The following is a 20,223-nucleotide window of genomic DNA, read 5'->3' as shown; positions in this document are numbered from 1 at the left end:
TACCAGCGGAACCCAGATTTATGATCAAAGCAATGATAAAGCAAAGGAAAATATAAAGTGGATAAAAAAATATTCGGCCCCATCGGCGAGATGGAATTTTTAATAAATACGAAAACAACCTTCTACTTTTATTTAATTTACCAGATCGCATAATGATGACAAATAGGTTAGGTAATTGGCTTTAAAGCAAATAAACACGTGTTTTAAGGAGTATTATCGCATCACACTACCATACATCCCCTCTTACCAGAATCACCCCTGCAAAAAACACTTACCTCAAATTTACAAAATTTCCTTTAATTGTCAATTTATTTCGATTTGAAACATTCCGTCAAAATTTACGGAATCCTGTCATTTCTGATCGAAACACTTGTTTTCCGTGGTTTTAGCCGATTTATTTGTGGTTTTACTTAACAGCAAAAATATGAAAAGAACATTTGACCAAGCAGGTGTAAACGACCTGCAAGAAGAAGTATTGACCGCCACTTATGCTGACCGTCTTGCTATGATCAACTTTGTCATGAGTGACCTCGTCGGCTTTATGCTTGCCTATTTTGATCTCCGCCTCAGCCAGATCCAATATCTGAATACAATGTCGCTCGCGCTCAAAACCGAACTTAGCATCGGGATTGCCGATAGCTGGAATAACAATCTAGCGGTCGATTTCCAAAAAGAAAGCAGTTCGGCCGATGAGGAGGAAGATACACCCAAGGATATCATCCTATCACGATACAATTCATCCAGTACCCCACCTGTCACAAGCAATTTATTGCCGACCGGTTATTTTTCTATCCGCATTGTTTATCGGAATACAGCATACCGCTAGTCCGTGTTTCTCCGAAACAAACATGGAAATTCCCCAAAATCAACAGCTATATGCCACCCGAGTCATTCAAGTTGATAGAAGCAGAAATGGATTTTGTGAGCAAGAGTACGCTCACAAAATCCTTTATTCAACGGCTACCAGGTAGCCGAACAAGACTGCTCAGCAATAACCAGATCAGTATTTATGAAGAATATTTAAAAACAGGCAATCTCGAGAGTTACAGTTACGTCATCGAGGCCAGCGCCTCTACCCAGATCAGTTTTGAGATCCTAAGCCCGCAAACCCACCTACTTTATCACTTGGAGGGGCGGCAGCCCGTGCATTATCATCAGCCCCAGATTCAGGAAGAGTTTCACCTCCGTCCTTTTCATGGTGCATTTTTCTATGCCCCCATTACGATTATTACCTTACATTTTGAGCCAGGCAAGTATCATATCCAAGGGTTTACATTACCCTTGGAGCTGCTCGATTTGAATGGATTGTCAGGCTTTGATTATTTGGACGAAGTTGTGGCTGCCAATAGGCAGCAGCATGTGCAATATCGCGTAAGTCTCGATTTTGAGGCTATGGAGCATACCCGACGCATCCTAGGCGAGCTAGGCACAGAACTGCTTAAAAAGCCCCTGATCCCGAAATTATGTATCCTAAAAAAAATTCAGGAGCTACTTTACTTGATCAAGGACAAAATGCTCAGAGCAAAGGGCTTATTGCGCCATCCCGATCTGATCGTACGTCTGGCACGGGAGCTGATCAGCAGCCGGATCGCCGAAACTGACGGGCCGGTATTGATCATCCACATTGCCGAAAGCTTATTCGTCGAATCTCAATATCTAAATTATCTTCACAAGGAGCGCTATGGCGTACCGATAACGCATTACAGTAATCAGGAGCGATTGAAAAAAGCCAAACATTGTCTCGAGCAGCGTCTATCGATCAAAATCACCACCAGCCGATGTGGCTTTAGTGACCAGTCCAGCTTCTGTCATTTCTTTAAGCGACATACCGGCCTGACACCGAGTGAATTCATCAGATCCCTATTGCCGCCCAAAGGCGAAGATTAACTATGGGTTTGATCAAATCAAAGTCTGTATTCAATCAAAAAGCAGGACATTTTTGCCTCTATCTTAGGATTAATGAAATATATACCCCTAGGACTGGGTGAATTTATAAACAAAAAAGTATGACAGGGCAAGAGCATATACAGCGTACAGAACGAGTCAGGATGCATTCTTTAGACGAGAAACCATTCGCCGTGGATTTGAGAACCCCATATCGGCAGTGGCCATCACAATTGTTGCACTTGAAGTATTCTGGTCCTTCAAAGATGAACCTCCTGCGGTCAATGACCTGCTGCTGTGCCGGCCCTGTACGTGACCGGCATGGACGCAGGTTTACGACATTCCCGCGAGGCGGTACGATATAGCATTTACTCAAAAAGGGGTGGCATCGTAAGGCGTTTCAGCCACATCCGGCAGTATACTGTGAAACCGGATAAATCTCAGATGTATCTGATTAATTAACACGATTTGACTATTAAAATTTTGCAACATGGCATTATTTCAATTAGACATTCAAAGCGCTCCTACTAGTCCAGCGAGCTACTCTTTGGTTACAGGAACGCCTCCAAGCTGTTCAGGTAACCAACGAATCTGTACAATAACTGCAACAGATAATGGTAGCGGAAAGCCGATTATAGACGTAGCTGTTTTAACCAATATGGTTAATGCTTTGAATTCGCACAGCAACACAGGTGGTGTTAACCTGAAAACTTAAATTTCGTGGAATACAACTTGTTGAGAAATGGCCGAAGCTCTAACTTCGGCCTTTCTATTAAAATTAATACACTACCGGATTTCCGTTATTCGTAATGACAGTATGCTCTTGGTCGTTTTCTGTAATGAAAAATTGTTTTTTTTCAGGGCAGCACGTAAACCATCAAAATCCGACACATTTTCTGTCTCGATCAATTCCATCTCATTTCCCGCTATTAAAATCGGTGGAAGTTGTGGATAATTGATCTCAAATAATGTTAACCAAAATTTTAAGGGCATCCCCTCTTTTTTCGCATCTCCGCCGTTATTCTTTTTCTTCGTTATTTTTGCGACCTGCCATACCTCTGCAGGTAAATCAACCAGTGAGACATTTAGGCGCAATCTATTTGCCAGATCAGCTATAATAGCATTTATCAACTCTTCTTTCCCCATCGATATCGGCCAGACAGACTCATAGGTAAAAGCATTATTTTTCATCCAGATGGATTGCGATTCGTCCGTAGGCTCAATAAAATGAGTTGAATCTGCGACTGCTAACTTTATGCGTTCCTTTTTCATCAGCGGTAGCTCCCGGATGGAACCGTATAGATATAAAAATAACGGAATAGGCGTTACATTGACAGCGCGAAAGCGCACCTGCTCGCCAACACTGTCTAGCGTGTATTGCAGTTTAGCGCCATTCACGTAACTATCAAAACGACTGTAAAATCCGTCTCCCATTATTTTTCCGGTCGTTTCCGATACGAAAAAATCATCCTTTATTGGCCATTCCTTCAAGTCGTCGCTTGATAGTGCCTGCAGAATATTCTTTTCAGTGAGCATATCCCCAGCTGTAATAGCGAGTACCTTGTTATTTTTGATCCAGACCAGGTGGGAAACTCCTTGGTGCGGAAACAGATTCTTTAAGTCCCGATCTTCTACAACGACGGGAAGCGTATTTGATTTTGTGTAATCATTTTTGTTCCAAAAACGCTCCACCTGCTCTTTCCTTTCGAAGGTGACCGGAACGATCTTAATCCGATCACCAAATAGCTGCTGCAATTTCTGATTTTTGGGAAGTGCCTCAATACACGAACTACAGGAGGTCATCAAAAAGTCCAGAATAATGAGGTCAGATTTTACCGAATCCCATAAAAGTGTTGGCGAGGCATTTCTGATCACATGAGACATCGCTGGAAATGTCATGGTCTCCCCCAACTTCAGTCCTTTTGTTTGTCCCAAAAGAAGTAGGGGGAAATAGAGTATTACTAAGCTTATAAATCTTTTCATCATGTATTTTTTTAAAAGTTTCGGGAATGGAATTTCCCATTGTTAAACATATTATCTAGCGCTCATTTTGAATTATCGAAGGAGTCGTCCCCACTACCGTCAGGGGAATTAAAAAAGCATACCGTAGATCCTTGGGGTTCAACTCGTACCTTGCTCCATTTATATGTCGCACCAAAGTCCGGGCAAACGCAGTCTCTCTATTCAAGCGCTTTAGATCCATCCAAGTCAGATTACGCAGTAGAAGTGATTTTCTCCGCTCCTGTATCACCCTGCCCAGTGCCGTAGCACTTTCGGTAAATGTAACTGGCGTATATTGACCTGTCCTCCATCTCCGCAGCAGCAGCTTATTTAAAACCTCCGCGCCTTCGGCAAGTTTATTATTACGTACCAACGCTTCTGCCAAGGATAAGTAAATCTCATCTATTGCGATCCCGGCAAACGAAGCACTATTTTGCTCCCCATCATACTTGCCCTTAAAAGCATAGCTCCCATCGGCATTTTTATCAAAATACAATACCTTGCGCAAATCATTGCTTTCATAAGAGTCATATAAAGCGCTACTTATTTTAGCTACCGATGCATTGAGCATTGGACTACTCGTCGTTATGGCATGGAAAATTACTTCCTTATTAAACTGGAAAAATGGCATGGCGGAAGATTCGTTGATACCGTTATAATCGATCAATTCATCCGTGTAGGAAAGCGCCTCTCTGGTTGCTTGCTCTGCAAGTGCATAATCCCCAACCACTAGACCTAAGCGGCCGAGTACAGCTAAGGCCGCCACTCTCGTCGGTCTGGTTTTTATCGTTGTATGTATAGGAAGTAAGAGCACCGATTCGACCAGGTCGGATTTAATCTGCGCGTAGGTATCCTTCAAATTTGATCGTTCAGATACGTAATTAACCGCCGGATCATTTCGCAAGACTAAGCCTAGTGTATTTTCGGCATTATCCTTATCATATGGAAGGGTAAAGACATCTGCCAACTGCATTAATGCAAATGCACGGAAAAACAGTGCGCTGCCCTTAATTCGATCATAGTCATCCTGATTTTCGCTACGGTCTATATTTTCCAACACCTGCAAAATCTGTCCGGCCACCTGAATAATTTTATATGGCCCCCGCCAGTTGTTCAGATTGATATTAGCATTTGCATCCCATAGATAGACATCTTTTTCGCCTACCTGTGTAATGGCATTATAATTTACGTCATCCAGGTAATAATGATCAGCGCCAACCTCCCCGATCACGGGATAGGTATAATTCATTTCTGAACGGTTGTCGAGCAAGGCCTCACAATCAGCCAAACTCGAGGGCACCACCATTTTCTGATCAGGTTTTACATCCAAGTATTTGGTACAACCGAAAAGCAGTGTAATAAACAAGACAGCAACCAATGCCTGCATTGTCTTTATATGTATTCTATTCATAACCTTATTTTAAAATTTAACATTCATCCCCAGCGAATACGACGTTGGCAAGGGAATAGCATCGCGATATTCCGGATCCAGTCCCAATTTATTTGCCCGCCACAGTATCCAGTTGATATTTTTCACAAAACCATAGATCGAGAGGTTTTTAATTCCCCTGATTTTATTGAAGGTATAGGAGAATGAGAGATCCTGTAACCTTATATTATCACCTTTTTCCACCAGCACACTACTTTTACTATAAAATTCATCCCGAAATGGATCTATTGGATAGACCAAAGATGGTACATTGGTACTTAACTCATCACCGGGTTGCTGCCAGCGTTTTTCATAGTCCTGATGTCCCACCCAATATTGACCGACCCGATCTTCGGAGAACGACTGCCGAAAGAAATAATGGCCTAGGCGAGCCTGAATATTGAAAGAAAGGCTCCAATTTTTGTAATTGAATTCGTTCGTAATATTGCCATAATAAACAGGTAAGCCGGGACCGATGTATTTGAAATTTTCCAATGGCCCATACAGGATATTGAAATAATCTTTGCTTTCTTCCCCTTTATTGAATCCGATGGGGTCACCTGTATTAGGATCTAATCCACCAAATGGGAAAGCAAATACCGACCCCGTGTCATAGCCTTTCTGAAAAAAAGTATTTGCTGTCCCCGAATTGGTGATGTATTGCGTAGCAAAGGGCAATGAAATATTATATTCAATCACCTTGGTCCTATTTCTGTTCATCAACAATCTAGTCTTCCAGTTGAAATCAGCAGTCTGCGCATTGACACTATTTAAGGTGATCTCAAACCCCTTAGCCTCCAATTCGCCCCCATTTTTCATGATACTTAGAAAACCTGTTGTCGGATCCACCGGCGTACTGGTGATCAGGTCAATCGAATTGCGACGGTAATATTCCACACTACCATTGAGTCTCCCCTTTAGTAAGGAGAAATCCAGTCCCGCATTGATCGTTTTGACCCTTTCCCAAGTTAGCGAAGGGTTGCCGGGTGACTGCAATGTCGCATTCTGCAATCCCGTCAGGTAGTCACTTCCATTAAAATAAATCAATGGGCGCCCTGAGAATCCCGGATTTACCTGCCCCGCAAATCCGTAGGAAACGCGCCATTTCAACTGGTCTATCCAATCCACAGACCGCATAAAAGGTTCCTTTTCCATCGACCAGGCCAAACCCGCAGACCAGAGCGGCTGCCATTTTTGATTGGCTTTGACACCAAATAGATTGGATGCGTCCTGCCGGATATTACCCGAAAAAATATAGCGGTCCAAAAAGGTATAGTTGGCACTACTGTAATAAGAAACAAAACGATTGACCAGTTTTTCCATGACCAGCCCCGAGTGTATCGTACTACCACCATAGCGTTGGTTATAGATCGGATTGAGCGATACAAAATCGACCTGTACACTGGTCAGCTTATCTGGATCATAGCCATACAGTATCATCGAATTATTATCGTAATATTTCTGTCTGATCTCCGACCCACCCAACCAGATCAATTTATGCCGCCCATCCTGCCAGTCCATCGTATAGTTTAGCTGCAGCCGTGCTGTCTGGCTACTGGTATTGCTATTTTGATTGTGGAGCCTATCACCCACCGGGATGGGACGCTTTAATATCTGATTGTCATCCCACTGGGTATATAGATTTATCATATTGCGCATGGCATACGAATTGATCCCAAGCCAGTCCGAAACACGGTCTTTGACATTCTGATAGCTATACATGCCCTGAATATCAAAGCGTGATGAGAGCTTGTAGCCCACGGACAGATTCACCAGCAGGTCAGTAGGATCAGTCCATTGCTTGTTTGAACCCACCTCATTTAACGGATTATACGACCAGCCCAGCAGCTTACCATTGCCTGCAGTGTCCCTATATATTCTACTGATAGGCACCGCATCAATTGTGGTCGGATTTCCATGCTCATCTACCAGTCGCATATACGGCAGCACTGGGAGATTATCCTGCAGGCCATAGGCAAGACGCTGATCGGTAGAAAAATCCTCGGAGTGAACTTTTGAATAGTTTATATCAAGATTGATTTCTATTTTCTTGAGCGGTTTTACTTTCAGCGAAGACCTGACCGTCTTTCGATCATTAAAAGATCCAATGATCTGATTATTATTGCGATTATAACCACCCGAGATGCTATAAGAAATATGCTGGTTGCCTCCCGAAAACTGTAAGTGATACTGCTGTGCAAAAGCATTGCGATAAACATACTTGTTATAATCGTCCCGCACATCATAGGTCCGGTATTTTGCTATCATTGCCTCTGCAGTTTTGCTATCCACCCTACCCTGCCTGACATTGTCCAATAGCTCCACCACCGGAGATACCGTCTGGTAGCTATAGATGTCTTGCAATTTATAGTCGTAATAGCCATTATTAAATAAATAAGTCTCTAAGTCTATGTAATCGCTACTTTTCATAAAAGGGAGCGCATAGATATTCGGCTTATTATTGACGGTTACACTACTATTGAAATCTATGCTTGTAGGTGCATTTAGCTTCCCTTTTTTTGTTGTAAGGACAATGACACCGCCCCCGCCATAGGTCCCCCAGAGGGAAGTCGCCACGGCATCTTTCAAGATGGACACACTTTCAATATCATTTGGATTGATATCTCTCAGATCTCCGTCATATACCACATTGTCCAAAATAATGGTACGGGATGCTGATCCCGACACCACACTCCTACCACGGATATCAAAGTCAAATCGTTTACCATTGGTGTATTGCGCACGGTCTAGGAGCTCATTGTCCTTATCAAACCGGACTGCATTGCTGATATTCTCAAGCCGGTCCATTATATACAGGCCCACGCGTTTATTTAACGACTTATTGTCCAGCAATTCAAAGCTGCCAGCAGCCCTTTCTTTCGGGATACGCTGCAGCCCAGTGCTCACTACCTCTACCTCTTCCAATTGATTCTCCAATGGTATCAGTTTTATAGCCAATGATACCCCAGCCGTATACGACATTTCTAATCGCTTGAATCCCACATGGGAGAATGAAACTGTACCTCTGGGATTTGAGACTGGCAATGAAAAGGAACCGTCCTTATTTGTAAAGGCTCTCCCCTTTTCTCCTTCTACTCGGATGGAAACACCTTGGATCGGCTTACCGTCGCCGGAAGAGACGACAGTCCCGCTAATAGCAAACAACCCTTCCGCCCCGCTGTCCTTGCGGGGCGTCTGAGCCGATAAACTAAACATAGAAATTAATAAAAACACGATTACAAATAATGTAATCTGTATACATGGAATATTGACTACCTTATCCAATAAGGCAGTGAACGATTTTGATTGTTTCGTCATCTGTTTATTGTTAAGGTTAGTCTATAATACGTCCAAAGAACTCGTGGATCCGCTTGGTGATCTCCAGCTCATCCAGACTAAAACCTGTTGTTTCAGCGTCTGAAAAATCTAATTTGCTCATGTCCACATAGTCTTTATGCACGTGGAAATAAGCAATCAATACTGCTAATAGATCGAAGCCGAATACCTGCTTGTGACATAGTTCCAATACATTTTCATTGGGCCAGCGGTCTGCTGACTTTTTAAGTAGTAAAGAAATTGTATTCTGGATGGTACGGATATCATACTTTTTCCAAAAATCAGCGATTTTATCTGCGGGATCGTAATCCCTATCGTGTACTTGGTATATGGCTAGCTCTAGGGCGAGCACATTTGAATATTTTTGATTCATTTTTAAGGTTCATAAAGATGACTTGAGCCCTGCCCGATCAAATGCAACGGGCATAGCTTCCCCATTAGCGATTTTTCCGCTTTAAAAATGGTTTCCATTAGCAGCATTTGTTTAACACTGCCATTCAACAAATAAAAAATTAACAAATCCGAAAAGCGCCCAAAAATTGGTTACAAGTCATTTATAGGGGGGCGTTATGGCGCTTCCTCTCGGAAAGAAATAAAAGCCCGATCTAATTTATATAGAATAACAATACAATATTATAGTTTTTAATTTTGTCGTTTAAAAATAAAACGCTACTTTTAAGGTGTCTTACGGCTCGAAAGAGCTTTTATTTAACTTACACAAAATTAAAGGGTAGTGTATTGGATACAGATCGGGAAAACCTAGTCTAAGGGCCTTTCAAGTGAATACCTATTCGGCATGAACTATTATGCGGATGCCGCTATCCCCTATTTTGGTTTTATATTTTTAACCGATTATTCTGGCCCTGGAATAATCTTACTTATTAGAATTGAATAGGAAAACCGAATGCTAACCTCCTTGAGGTAAGTACGGTGTTTTTGGTGGTTTTTGAATCGTTTTTTCATAATCATTTTGGTTATTTAAAACGATAGCACTTAACACAATTGGAAATGGTTGCTTGTTAAAATCAACGGAGCGAACTTCCAAGCTTTGCACGTGGCGCCGTCAAGAGCCTCTAAGACCAGAGTCCTAGTTCCACAAAGACTGACAGAAAGTTCGCTCCAATGAAATGTATGCAAAGATACTAAAATCAATGGAAAGCGAACCCCGTGCCAACCTACGTGGAAAATTTGACGGCTTTCGTGCGTAAGTGACAATCGTTCATGTAGGGATTTCCCCCTACTCTGTTTCGCATGTTACAATACAAATGTAATAATAAATATATAAAATTCAAATTTTTCGATTAATTAATAATGGATAAACCTACGCCTATTTACAACGCTCTGAATGAGTTCGTAAAGATTCTTTTAAAGTATATGAAAAAGTTCGGGCTGGAGACTGTTGATATAGCCTTTCTTTCCTCAACTAATAGAACGAATATCGACAATTTGGTAAATCTTAAAGGAAGCTTGGAATTACCGAGGATGGAAGCTATTGCCCAATCATTTAATTTACATCATTACCAGTTTAGTAATCCAACACAAGCAATCCCTACCTATAGTTCTCTTCCTGAGAAGACTCAAAAAAGAATAGAATACAGAAAGAAAAAGGGTCCTTATGTATCAGAGCCGAAAAACTCGTTGACAATAAATGATAAGATAACAATAGTACTTTCTTTTTATAACAAAAATGATGAGTTCCTAACCGAGAATATAGTTGAGAAAATAAATACTGTAGATGCTGATTCCACCTCTGACACTACAATTATAGGAGATAGACTTGCTAAATCTTTTTCTAAATATGTGAAGAAGACAGATAAACCTTTTAATGAGAAATCTGGAAGGGGCCCTAAACCATTCTTCTACGAAATATTATCTACTATCGATATCGATGATCTTAAAAATGCTATCAATGTCCTAGGGGATTATTGGTTTGAAAACTGCAATAAACTTTTTAGCCAAGAAAGGGAGATAGAGAATAATGGCAACTAGACCTATAATATTTGGAGAGATTCCAAATATACCAGAAGGCCATTGGTTTGAAGGTAGAAAAGAAATGATGCCCTCAAGTTTCCATCGTAATTGGGGAGCGGGTATCGATGGGAATGGTACTGACGGAACGGCCGCTATTGTTTTATCCGGTGGGTATGAGGATGACGAAGACAACGGTGAAGAAATCATATACACGGGTGCAGGCGGTAATGATCAAAACACGGGAAAACAGATCGAAGATCAATCTTGGAATAACCGAGGTAATGCTGGTTTGAGAAAGAGTCAGGATGAGGGTCTTCCCGTCCGAGTTATTCGAGGATATACGCACAAATCACCTTATTCTCCAGAGAAAGGATATACTTATGGTGGATTGTATAGTGTTGTAGATTCATGGGAAGAAATCGGGAAAAGCGGGTTTAAAATTTGTCGCTTTAAACTTCTCTATATAGGCGACAATGATCTCAAAAAGACTGCTGAAAAGATCGAACTAAAGATATCCAACGAAGCGACTAAACGCAAAACAGGATCAATTGTCAGAATAATTCGCGATACCAAGATTGCTCATGGCATCAAAAAACTTTATGATTTTAAATGTCAAGTCTGTCAGTTTGGTGTGCCAACCAAAACTGGACATTACGCCGAAGGGGCACATATCAAACCCCTGGGGACACCTCATAATGGTCACGATAGTTCAGATAATTTGCTTTGTCTTTGCCCAAATCACCACGTGATGTTCGATAAAGGAAGTTTTTCTATTAAAGATGATCTTGAATTGATGGGTGAGGTTTCTGGTAAGTTGTTCTTACATCCATCACACAAATTAAATAACAAGAATCTTAAATATCATAGAGAATCACATGGCTATCATTAAAGTTGTTTGCGGAATTATATTCAAAGATGATCTTGTTTTGATTTGTCGACGGAAGCCAGAAAAATCGTTAGGTGGCTATTGGGAGTTTCCGGGAGGAAAAGTCGAAGGATCGGAATTATACGAAGAATCTTTGCTCCGTGAACTGATTGAAGAACTCAACTTGAAGGTCGAAATTAAGCAACACTTTTTCGATACTGTGCATCATTACGATAAAGGCGCTATCGAATTGATTTCTTTCATCTGTTCGACTAGCGGTACTGTGGTAGAGTCTACCGATCATGATCAACTCGAGTGGGTAAAGGTTGATGATCTATTAAACTGGAAGCTTGCTCCTGCTGATATACCTATCGCGAAGGAGTTGATTGAAAAGTATTCTCAAATAAAATAGCTTTGGCAACGCAATTCCAGATAAACGATCCTAGTCTTCAATCGCAATGGCGAGCCATTATTTTGTTCGGCAAAAACTCCGCAACGTATAAATTCGCTTTTGCTAAGGCAATAATAGAACTGCTAGCACCGGGGCGATCGTCAATTACACTTGAAGAGCTAGCAATTCCCTTTGCCAAAAATATTGTTGAGCATCTTCGGAAAAGTGATAAGCAAGGTAATTCTTCCTCAAGCAAGTTTTTAAATGCCTGTCGTGATTTTGTCGCTGGTCGGATCAGTGAAGACCAGTTGATCCACGCTACAGTCAAACTCGGTTTTGTCAATGTCGTTGATGCATTTCAAAATGTAAATGGCGATATAATCAAAGATCCATTTTACCAAAAGAACTATGCTGATGGTAGGAAAGAGATAATTCTTACGGACAATATTTATAAGCTTAAAGAGACACTCCAATTCATTAACTTGGAACAAGAAGTTGACGCTCGATGGAACTTAGTCGAAACAGCTTGGAACTTACAGATCAATCCTAACCTGTTGGAAGTAAAACATGATTCTTTAAAACAGGAATTGTTTATAGATTCTCTAATGCGAAGGATTAATATTACTTCTGTAAGAGATGCTTTAAATGGTTATCAAAAAGGCAAATGCTTCTACTCCTATCAAGATATTTTTGTCAATAAAGGTTCTGAGAATATATGTGAAGTGGATCACTTCCTACCCCATCTTAATAAGCGAGCACATACAGCGGAGGAAGCAAATATTAATGGCGTTTGGAATCTGGTGTTAGCCGATCCAAAGATCAATAGCGATAAAAGTGCAAGGGTACCGCATCGCCGTTATTTGGAAAGGCTGTATAACCGAAATGAGTACTATATTGAAAGCAAACATCCGTTAGCCGAAACAATTATTAATCAAACAGGGAAAAATAAAGAAAAAAGACGTATCTTTCTACAAGCGCAGTATAACCTAGCACTCTCCTATTCCATTCACGAATGGGAGCCGTGGATCGAACTGCCAGGAAATTTTTAGCCATGAGTAGTATTAAAAACTTTTTAGAATTACCAACAGACAAACAAATCGGAGAAACAAAACATTTCTTCTTGATCCGTGATGGATTTCCTGTTAGCCCTGGTCACACCCTTATAATAAGCAAGGCACTTCGCACCGATTATTTTGAGTTAACCCCTGATGAAAAAGCTGACTTAGATAATGCAATTGGTTTAGCTCGATCTCTCGTTGAAGCGGAATTTGAACCGAATGGCTACAATATCGGCATGAATTGCGGCGAATCTGCCGGACAGACAGTGTTCCATTTTCATTGCCACTTGATTCCACGTTTTAATGGTGACATGGAAAATCCTAGAGGTGGTGTGAGGCATGTTATACCGAGTAAGGGGAGTTATTAATTTTTTAAATGGATTGCTCAAATATTTTGTATTATTGGAGCGTCAAATTAACCGCCAATATCGTTTTTACACTATATTGTGAAAGCTATCAAATGTTTGATGGACTAATTGAATTGAAATAATTATACAATTTAGATGAACTTATACTGTTTCTCTTTATTGTAAATAAGAAGCTATATCAAATTTACTTTGTATCAAAATCGATTATAATGATCATTCTTAAAGAACACGAATTTACTCCATTTCAAGATAAATTCAAATTATCTGTCAGACAAATAGACGATTGGGACTATTTTACCATTCAATACCAAAAGAGTCTTAAACTATTAAATGATACTGCATTAAACTTTAGGTATAGCTTAAATAGTAAATCTTACCCATACTTGTTCCTTTTGCGCCATTATTGCGAACTAAAGCTAAAAGGAATCTTAGCGAAGCGCAATATTAATATTCCGACTTCTCATAATTTCCAAGACATTATTCCTCTACTCACTGATGCTCCCGAGGAATTAAAAAAGGCTATAGAAATAATATCATTTGATAACGACGGAAGTTGCTTTCGTTACCTATGTGATAAAAATAGAAATCCGGGACCTTTATATGGTACAAGACAAGAAATCTCTACATTTTACGAGATTGCCTCGAAGCTTGAAGATAATCCAGAATATGCTCTTAATTTGGATATTGTTGAGCCTATTAATAATCGCGTTAAGAATGAGCTTCTATTTCATTTTAATGAAATTGTATTTGAGGGACAGTTCCGCTCTGTATACGATGATATGATTAGGTTTTTGATTAATTCTGTAATTGAAGATAAGATTAAGGCCGAAGAAATTTATCTCCCACTTTTCTACTTAATAAGACACTCTATGGAACTTGCCCTAAAGTCAAGTCTTTTAGAATTGTTACATTCAATACCGGATGAAAAAAAAGTTAGTCTTCAAAGGCTAATTAATAATGAACATAAGCTGTCCAGACTATTTAATAAGTATATAGAATACATTCCTGAAGATAAGCTATCAAATTTGCCTACCCAGTTGCATACGGAATATAAAAGACTTAAAGATGATACCGAAATATTAAAATCTTGTATCCATAACCTAGACACTAACTCTAGAGCCTTTACATTTCCTGGAACCGAAGCTTCTTCAGGGTTCAAGCTGGAACAAAACAGCTTAGTAGAAATTATTACAATATTTTTGAGAGTAGATGCTTTTCTTACATTTAATGTTGAATTATTAAAAGAGCATGATATTATTTCTTTTAGCGATGAAGAGATTGCCGAAATGATGGGTTATTTTCCATACTACGAATAAAACAAATCACATATATTAATAAATATTGTTTATTAAAAAACTAATGAATCATATTTTTAATCCGTTTTTTAAGAAAAAGGTAGCCGATTTAGAAGTCAATGATTTACTCTGCTTGCAGGAAAAACAAATCTGCGAAGGCTGGTATGTTGAATATAAAAGGGATATTCCTAAAGGATCAAATAATAAATTTGACAATATAAAAATTGCGAAATCTATATCTTCTTTTGCCAACACAAAAGGTGGATGGATTTTTTGGGGTATAACTTGTGAGAATACTAATTTTCCAAATGCTATTAATGGAATAGACTTGCAAGACTATCGTAACATTGAAGACCAGATCTCACAAATAATTAACTCTAATGTTAGCCCAAAGCCGATATACGGAATCAAAATCATTGCGCTACCTAATGGAAAAGATGTAATTGCAATCCAAGTGGATCCAAGTCCCGAACCTCCTTATATAACAAGTCAAGGTATTATATACCAACGTGAAAACAATGAAAGTAAACCTATTAAAGATAGATATATCATTGAAAAGCTTAATGAGAAAACTGAGCTATACCGCAAAAGTATAGAAAATTTTAGCACTTTCGACTTGACCATGTCCAAAGCACAAGATGGTGCAAACCAAACATTTTTAGAGCTTTATCTCTTCCCTACGCCCTTTGGTGGATTTCAGTTTGAAAACTTCAGAACGTCAGACTTTTTTAACAAGATCGCATATAGATTCTATGATAACATGACTATTGCACTAGAGCAAGAAGCAGGAATTGTAGGCGTCAATAAAGCTACGTTAAATTTGGGATTTAATAGTATATACAATAATGGAAGCTCGATAATAATTCGTTCTCTACTGGAGGAAAATATAATAGACAAAACAACCACTATAGAACTATTTGAAGATGGAAACATTAAAGTCAGCATCCCTTTGAATGAAATTCAGGGCTTTAATCCCCCTAGAAAATATGATGAGTCTCAAGTCCTTAATTACCTACTCGACAAATATAGTCCTTATGAAGTTAAAGAAAGATATAACGTCGGAATGTTTAGTCGTAATTTATCGGACAGACAACCTCCTGTGAAAGAACGAGCTAACTCCGATTTCTTTACATTTTTCAGGCTTATAGATGGTGCTGATATTTTAGTAAAATTAATGATTATTATTAGAAAGTATAAGGATGTTCTTAATGACAATGGTTTTGATCTAAATGAAAAAATAGGTATGCGTGCAAAATTAACAAACTGCTGGCGGAAATTTGTATTTTTTGATGATATTGATTATTTAGAAAAAATCAAGCTATTCAACGTTCCTGTCTCACCTAAAGATGAAATCGAAATGCCCAAATTTATAAACGGTAGTTATAATGATCTTAATTTGCAAAGTGATAACATAGCTTTTGAGATAGGAAAAATTGTTCTACAAGGTATTGGGCTTCCAGACGCAGATGGTATAAACCTCACTAAAATCGTCTTTCAAGAATTAACAAGAATAATACAATCACCAGAATAACCAATATACACAACTTTTAATATTTGAAAACGCAACCAGCAATCAAACCATGATATTGTTAAATCTACGCTTTAAAAACTAACAAAGAATTATGTCGCTTGAAATTCAAAAAGAAAACAACAAATGGAGATTTCGTTTACTAAATGGACGAAACAATTACATTAGAGAACTTGCTTACTGTTATGACATTCTCAATGCAGATTTTTACATAGTGGAAGAAGGCGACTATGATACAGGTTTTGATATGTTTTTTTCATCTATACATTTAGACCACCTATTAAATCCTCAGGAAGTCTATGAAAAAGGCCTAAAATTAATCCAAATGATAAATGGGGCAAGTTATCTTATTCATGAGGACTATAGTGATGTAACTATTATAGGGCTAGAAAATCTTTATAATTCCAATAATGAAGCTCAAAATGTACGAAAGAGCATTAACAATTTCGTATTTGATATAGACTTCACAAAGGCCAATTTTGAAAATGAAAGACAAAGATCAAATTCAATTATCTTCCTAATTGAGCAGGCCAAGCAAGATCCTTTTTTACTGAATCTACTCTATTGCTTAGGCGTCGCTACAGACTTTAAAACTCTGTTTCAGGTGTGGGATTTATTTTGCGATAATCGGGGAGAAAAGGCAACTACAAAACATTTCACAGAAATGGGAGTTCCTGTTGACGAAATAACTGGATTTAAAAAGACTGCAAATAATTTCAGTGCTCTGGGAACTGCAGCTAGGCACGGACCGATCTTAAATGCTCCCAAAATAGAACCCATATCACTTGAAGAAGCTCATAAACTAATTTCAAAATTAGCAAGAATAGAAATAAAAGAAAGGTACAATTGGGATCTCCCTCTAATTAAGTCCAAAACTATTTCTGCAGACGATTTGTTTGATTAAATGCTTTTACAAAAGCAAAACATTTATGGTCTGACCTCCCCAAAAAAACAGGATATTTTAAAAGTAGAGAATTCGAGCCATTTACAAGTCGAATATAGATACATCATATAAAGATTAAGTATATTTACATGAAAAATATTATTATGCCGAACAAACTAATAAACAGATTGAAAGTAGTATATGTTGAACAAGGCTGAAACAGTAATGGCTAGACGAGCAACCTAACAAGAATGGAGCAACAGTTTGCCCGTTGGTGTACCAATGATGTACAACAGAATTTGGATGCCTTCTCGTAGATAGTTGTATTATTAGAAATTGATATCAAAGAATATTGAATTCGAAGAAATAGATGAGTATAATAAATTCTTACCAAGCAAAATATTTTGCTTTTGAGTTGTCGAAGAAAGCTGCCGCAGATAGTCCCGAAAAATTTGGTGCAACATTGATGGACGCCAAACTGGAATTGAATCCACACCAAGTCGAAGCGGCCTTATTTGCGTTTAAGTCGCCATATTCTAAAGGAGCTATTCTAGCAGATGAAGTTGGGTTGGGAAAAACCATAGAAGCTGGTATTCTACTTAGTCAAAAATGGGCGGAAGGAAAAAGAAAAATCTTGATCATTTGCCCGTCTTCATTAAGGAAACAATGGGCGAATGAAATGGAAGATAAGTTCCAAATAAAATCAGAAATCATCGATAACATTTCCTATAACAAAAAGTCGAACGCTGGTATTAAGAATCCGTTTGACAATGAATCGACCATCAAAATATGTAGCTATCAATTTGCCCGAAAAAGAGCAGGAGAAATCCAGTTGACGTCTTGGGATCTGGTGGTGTTGGACGAAGCACATTATCTGCGAAATGCGTATAAATACGGAAATATAACGGCAAAAACTATTCAAAATGCCATTCGAGAATTTAAAAAGGTACTGTTGACGGCAACTCCTTTGCAAAACAGATTGGATGAACTGTTTGGCTTAGTATCGTTTATTGACCCCGAGATATTTGGCGACATTAAATCTTTTCGACAAAATTATATTTTAGAATCTGGAAGTAAAGATGTTGAGGGATTAAAAGAAAGACTAAGTGATATCGTGCATCGCACCCTGCGTAAAGATGTAAAGGAGTTTATAAATTATCGTGAACGTATCCCGATAACACAACAGTTTACGCCTATGCCAGAAGAACAAGAGCTCTATGAAAAAGTGTTGAACTATTTAAGACAAGAGATAACCTATGCTTTTCCTCCGGCTCAGAAACATCTGATGCAGTCGGTTATCTTCAAATTGTTAGGCTCTTCTACTTTTGCCATTACTCGTACATTGGAAGCATTAATCAAACGCTTGCGTGATATTTTAAAAAACTCCAAAATTGTAGAAGATGATTTGTATAAGCTATTTTTGGAGGAATACGAAAATCTGGATGATGAAATAGACGAAACCGACGAAAGTGAAACGGATGAGATAGGTGAAATTACTATTGATGATAAGATAGCAATCGAGGCTGAAATCAAACAATTAGAAGAATTTTTGTTACTTTCGAACAGGATTCAGCATAACGAAAAAGGCGAAAAACTTTTAGTGGCTTTAGAGCGTGGATTTGAGAAATTAAATGAGTTGGGTGCAAAAGAAAAAGCCCTGATTTTTACCGAATCCACACGCACACAACAATATCTTTTTGAACGCCTGTCCAAGGAGAAATATGCTGGGAGGATTTTACTTTTCAATGGCAATAACACGGATCCCTTATCGAACCAGATTTACAGAGACTGGTTGGTGGACGACAAGAATGTCGGAAAGTTTACAGGCTCCAAAGCCGTGGATATTCGTCAAGCTTTGGTCGATGCGTTTAAAAGTAGTCAATATGCTATTATGATCGCGACGGAAGCGGCTGCAGAAGGCATCAACCTGCAGTTTTGCAGTATGATCGTCAACTACGACCTTCCCTGGAATCCCCAGCGGGTAGAGCAACGGATCGGCCGATGCCACCGTTACGGGCAGGAGTATGACGTCGTAGTAGTCAATTTTTTAAATGCGTTAAATACGGTGGAAACTCGAGTTTTTGAGCTGTTAGAACAAAAGTTTAAACTTTTTGAAGGTATTTTTGGCTCCTCGGATGAGGTGCTGGGGAGCATAGAAAGTGGTGTAGATTTCGAAAAAAGAATTATAGAGATCTACAAAAAATGCCGTACCAAGACAGAGATAGAAAGCCATTTTACGAAGCTGCAAGCTGAGTTTGAAGACCAGATAGACGAGAAAGTAAGGCATACCCAATCCAAGCTTTTTGAAAATTTTGAAGCAAGCGTGATCGAAAAACTTAAAATTACTCTGTCGGAAACCAAAGTATTCATTGAGAAATTTGAAAAATGGCTCTGGGAGCTCACGCGTTATTACTTACGCCACAAGGCACAATTCCTCTATGATGATTTCACGTTCGTATTGGACAATAGCGAAAAATATACCTTGAACAAATCCCGTGAAGATGCCAAGCGTTTTCTGGTCAATGGACCGATAGCGCAAAAACTCATTCAACAGGGAAAGAAGGAGCGTACACCATTTGCCCACCTTAGGTTTGATCTTAGCTCATCCAAAGCAAGTTATAGCGACATCAATAATTTAAAATCGAAGTCGGGGATAATCAAAATCAGTAACCTTGAAGTTTGTTCGGAGATAGAAACACATAGTGTACTGCTTTTTTCGGGGGTAACTATGGCAAATGAATGTTTAAATGACGATATTTGTCGTTTTATTTTGGGATTGCCTTCTTGGGTGGATGTTTCCAATAAAGGAAATCCTTTGTCTGTCGACAATATCCATCTGGAAAATAAAAGCCAACGATTAAAACATCTTGAGGACGCGGATGCTTTCTTGATGCAACGAGAATTCAAGAAATTTCACAACTGGGCAGATGACAGGATTGCTTTCCTAGAAGGAGAATTAAAAGAGGCCCGAAAAGCTGAAAAAGAAATAGACCGGGAAGCGATGCGGGAAGGCCTGGCTACCAGCGAAGCATTGAAACTGCAAGAAGACTTAGCCAAAGCTAAACGAAAAGTAAGCAAACTAAAAAGGGAGATGTTTGATCGGGAGGATGAAATCAACGAAGAGCGCGATCAAATGATCCAAGATGCCAAAAACAAATTAAACAGAACGATTACGGAGGAAGAGGTATTTACCATTTCCTTTGACTTGATTTAA

17 protein-coding genes are annotated in these 20,223 nt (G+C 39.1%); 13 read left to right on the top strand and 4 right to left on the bottom strand.

All coding sequences use genetic code 11. The features are described from left to right. Positions 1-424: 424 nt before the first annotated feature. From LC454_RS13950 to LC454_RS13935, 4 genes are all read left to right on the top strand, one after another. Entirely contained in the window at positions 425-826 is a 402-nt protein-coding gene (locus tag LC454_RS13950; protein ID WP_223583107.1) for a hypothetical protein, read from the top strand. Between the two features lie 50 nt (positions 827-876). Beyond that, a complete protein-coding gene (locus tag LC454_RS13945; protein ID WP_223583106.1) occupies positions 877-1,887 on the top strand; it encodes a helix-turn-helix domain-containing protein in 1,011 nt (336 codons plus the stop codon). 119 nt (positions 1,888-2,006) lie between these two features. Next, positions 2,007-2,249 (top strand): hypothetical protein, encoded by a 243-nt coding sequence (locus LC454_RS13940; protein ID WP_223583105.1) that lies wholly within the window; start codon positions 2,007-2,009, stop codon positions 2,247-2,249. Between the two features lie 125 nt (positions 2,250-2,374). Further along, on the top strand, positions 2,375-2,599 hold the full coding sequence (locus tag LC454_RS13935; RefSeq protein WP_223583104.1) for a hypothetical protein: 225 nt from the start codon (positions 2,375-2,377) through the stop codon (positions 2,597-2,599). A 71-nt stretch (positions 2,600-2,670) separates the two neighbouring features. Here the strand turns inward: LC454_RS13935 and LC454_RS13930 are convergent, their stop codons facing one another. From LC454_RS13930 to LC454_RS13915, 4 genes are read right to left on the bottom strand one after another with little or no spacing between them, the layout of a single operon-like run. Further along, on the bottom strand, positions 2,671-3,870 hold the full coding sequence (locus LC454_RS13930; RefSeq protein WP_223583103.1) for a TlpA family protein disulfide reductase: 1,200 nt from the start codon (positions 3,868-3,870) through the stop codon (positions 2,671-2,673). Positions 3,871-3,922: 52 nt separating this feature from the next. Continuing rightward, the gene (locus tag LC454_RS13925) at positions 3,923-5,296 is read right to left on the bottom strand and encodes a RagB/SusD family nutrient uptake outer membrane protein (RefSeq protein WP_223583102.1); all 1,374 of its coding nucleotides are present in this window, start codon (positions 5,294-5,296) and stop codon (positions 3,923-3,925) included. A 9-nt stretch (positions 5,297-5,305) separates the two neighbouring features. Next, positions 5,306-8,632, bottom strand: coding sequence for a SusC/RagA family TonB-linked outer membrane protein (locus LC454_RS13920; RefSeq protein WP_223583101.1), 3,327 nt, complete (start codon positions 8,630-8,632; stop codon positions 5,306-5,308). 16 nt (positions 8,633-8,648) lie between these two features. Then, a complete protein-coding gene (locus LC454_RS13915) occupies positions 8,649-9,023 on the bottom strand; it encodes a hypothetical protein (RefSeq protein WP_223583100.1) in 375 nt (124 codons plus the stop codon). Positions 9,024-9,961: 938 nt separating this feature from the next. Between LC454_RS13915 and LC454_RS13910 the strand changes: the two genes are divergently transcribed. The 9 genes from LC454_RS13910 to LC454_RS13870 all read left to right on the top strand — a co-directional run bounded on the left by LC454_RS13910 (position 9,962) and on the right by LC454_RS13870 (position 20,223). Further along, complete coding sequence (locus LC454_RS13910; protein ID WP_223583099.1) at positions 9,962-10,639, top strand: hypothetical protein; 678 nt, start codon at positions 9,962-9,964, stop codon at positions 10,637-10,639. Beyond that, positions 10,629-11,510: a YDG/SRA domain-containing protein gene (locus LC454_RS13905; protein ID WP_223583098.1), complete on the top strand. Its 882-nt coding sequence runs from the start codon at positions 10,629-10,631 to the stop codon at positions 11,508-11,510. The genes LC454_RS13910 and LC454_RS13905 overlap by 11 nt, the downstream gene beginning before the upstream one ends. Beyond that, positions 11,497-11,898: a (deoxy)nucleoside triphosphate pyrophosphohydrolase gene (locus LC454_RS13900; protein ID WP_223583097.1), complete on the top strand. Its 402-nt coding sequence runs from the start codon at positions 11,497-11,499 to the stop codon at positions 11,896-11,898. The genes LC454_RS13905 and LC454_RS13900 overlap by 14 nt, the downstream gene beginning before the upstream one ends. A 2-nt stretch (positions 11,899-11,900) precedes the next feature. After that, entirely contained in the window at positions 11,901-12,926 is a 1,026-nt protein-coding gene (locus LC454_RS13895) for an HNH endonuclease domain-containing protein (protein ID WP_223583096.1), read from the top strand. 2 nt (positions 12,927-12,928) lie between these two features. Continuing rightward, positions 12,929-13,303 carry an HIT family protein gene (locus LC454_RS13890; RefSeq protein WP_223583095.1) on the top strand — a complete coding sequence of 125 codons (375 nt, stop codon included), beginning with the start codon at positions 12,929-12,931 and terminating at the stop codon, positions 13,301-13,303. 209 nt (positions 13,304-13,512) lie between these two features. Continuing rightward, complete coding sequence (locus LC454_RS13885; RefSeq protein ID WP_223583094.1) at positions 13,513-14,619, top strand: hypothetical protein; 1,107 nt, start codon at positions 13,513-13,515, stop codon at positions 14,617-14,619. 43 nt (positions 14,620-14,662) lie between these two features. Further along, complete coding sequence (locus LC454_RS13880) at positions 14,663-16,129, top strand: helix-turn-helix domain-containing protein (protein WP_223583093.1); 1,467 nt, start codon at positions 14,663-14,665, stop codon at positions 16,127-16,129. A 91-nt stretch (positions 16,130-16,220) separates the two neighbouring features. Further along, the gene (locus tag LC454_RS13875; RefSeq protein ID WP_223583092.1) at positions 16,221-17,030 is read left to right on the top strand and encodes a hypothetical protein; all 810 of its coding nucleotides are present in this window, start codon (positions 16,221-16,223) and stop codon (positions 17,028-17,030) included. Between the two features lie 349 nt (positions 17,031-17,379). Next, entirely contained in the window at positions 17,380-20,223 is a 2,844-nt protein-coding gene (locus LC454_RS13870; protein ID WP_223583091.1) for an SNF2-related protein, read from the top strand.

It is taken from the genome of Sphingobacterium sp. GVS05A, assembly GCF_019969845.1.
In the GTDB taxonomy this organism is placed as follows: domain Bacteria; phylum Bacteroidota; class Bacteroidia; order Sphingobacteriales; family Sphingobacteriaceae; genus Sphingobacterium.
Note: the sequence above shows the minus strand (reverse complement) of the source record. Positions and strands in the feature narration are given on the sequence as shown.

What these genes read in the sequence shown, in the direction of transcription:
- LC454_RS13915 (WP_223583100.1), bottom strand. Translation starts at nt 9,023, where the DNA reads ATGAATCAAAAATATTCAAATGTGCTCGCCCTAGAGCTAGCCATATAC.
- LC454_RS13950 (WP_223583107.1), top strand. Translation starts at nt 425, where the DNA reads ATGAAAAGAACATTTGACCAAGCAGGTGTAAACGACCTGCAAGAAGAA.
- LC454_RS13920 (WP_223583101.1), bottom strand. Translation starts at nt 8,632, where the DNA reads ATGACGAAACAATCAAAATCGTTCACTGCCTTATTGGATAAGGTAGTC.
- LC454_RS13930 (WP_223583103.1), bottom strand. Translation starts at nt 3,870, where the DNA reads ATGATGAAAAGATTTATAAGCTTAGTAATACTCTATTTCCCCCTACTT.
- LC454_RS13940 (WP_223583105.1), top strand. Translation starts at nt 2,007, where the DNA reads ATGACAGGGCAAGAGCATATACAGCGTACAGAACGAGTCAGGATGCAT.
- LC454_RS13925 (WP_223583102.1), bottom strand. Translation starts at nt 5,296, where the DNA reads ATGAATAGAATACATATAAAGACAATGCAGGCATTGGTTGCTGTCTTG.
- LC454_RS13935 (WP_223583104.1), top strand. Translation starts at nt 2,375, where the DNA reads ATGGCATTATTTCAATTAGACATTCAAAGCGCTCCTACTAGTCCAGCG.
- LC454_RS13910 (WP_223583099.1), top strand. Translation starts at nt 9,962, where the DNA reads ATGGATAAACCTACGCCTATTTACAACGCTCTGAATGAGTTCGTAAAG.
- LC454_RS13900 (WP_223583097.1), top strand. Translation starts at nt 11,497, where the DNA reads ATGGCTATCATTAAAGTTGTTTGCGGAATTATATTCAAAGATGATCTT.
- LC454_RS13870 (WP_223583091.1), top strand. Translation starts at nt 17,380, where the DNA reads ATGAGTATAATAAATTCTTACCAAGCAAAATATTTTGCTTTTGAGTTG.
- LC454_RS13890 (WP_223583095.1), top strand. Translation starts at nt 12,929, where the DNA reads ATGAGTAGTATTAAAAACTTTTTAGAATTACCAACAGACAAACAAATC.
- LC454_RS13905 (WP_223583098.1), top strand. Translation starts at nt 10,629, where the DNA reads ATGGCAACTAGACCTATAATATTTGGAGAGATTCCAAATATACCAGAA.
- LC454_RS13945 (WP_223583106.1), top strand. Translation starts at nt 877, where the DNA reads ATGCCACCCGAGTCATTCAAGTTGATAGAAGCAGAAATGGATTTTGTG.
- LC454_RS13880 (WP_223583093.1), top strand. Translation starts at nt 14,663, where the DNA reads ATGAATCATATTTTTAATCCGTTTTTTAAGAAAAAGGTAGCCGATTTA.
- LC454_RS13885 (WP_223583094.1), top strand. Translation starts at nt 13,513, where the DNA reads ATGATCATTCTTAAAGAACACGAATTTACTCCATTTCAAGATAAATTC.
- LC454_RS13875 (WP_223583092.1), top strand. Translation starts at nt 16,221, where the DNA reads ATGTCGCTTGAAATTCAAAAAGAAAACAACAAATGGAGATTTCGTTTA.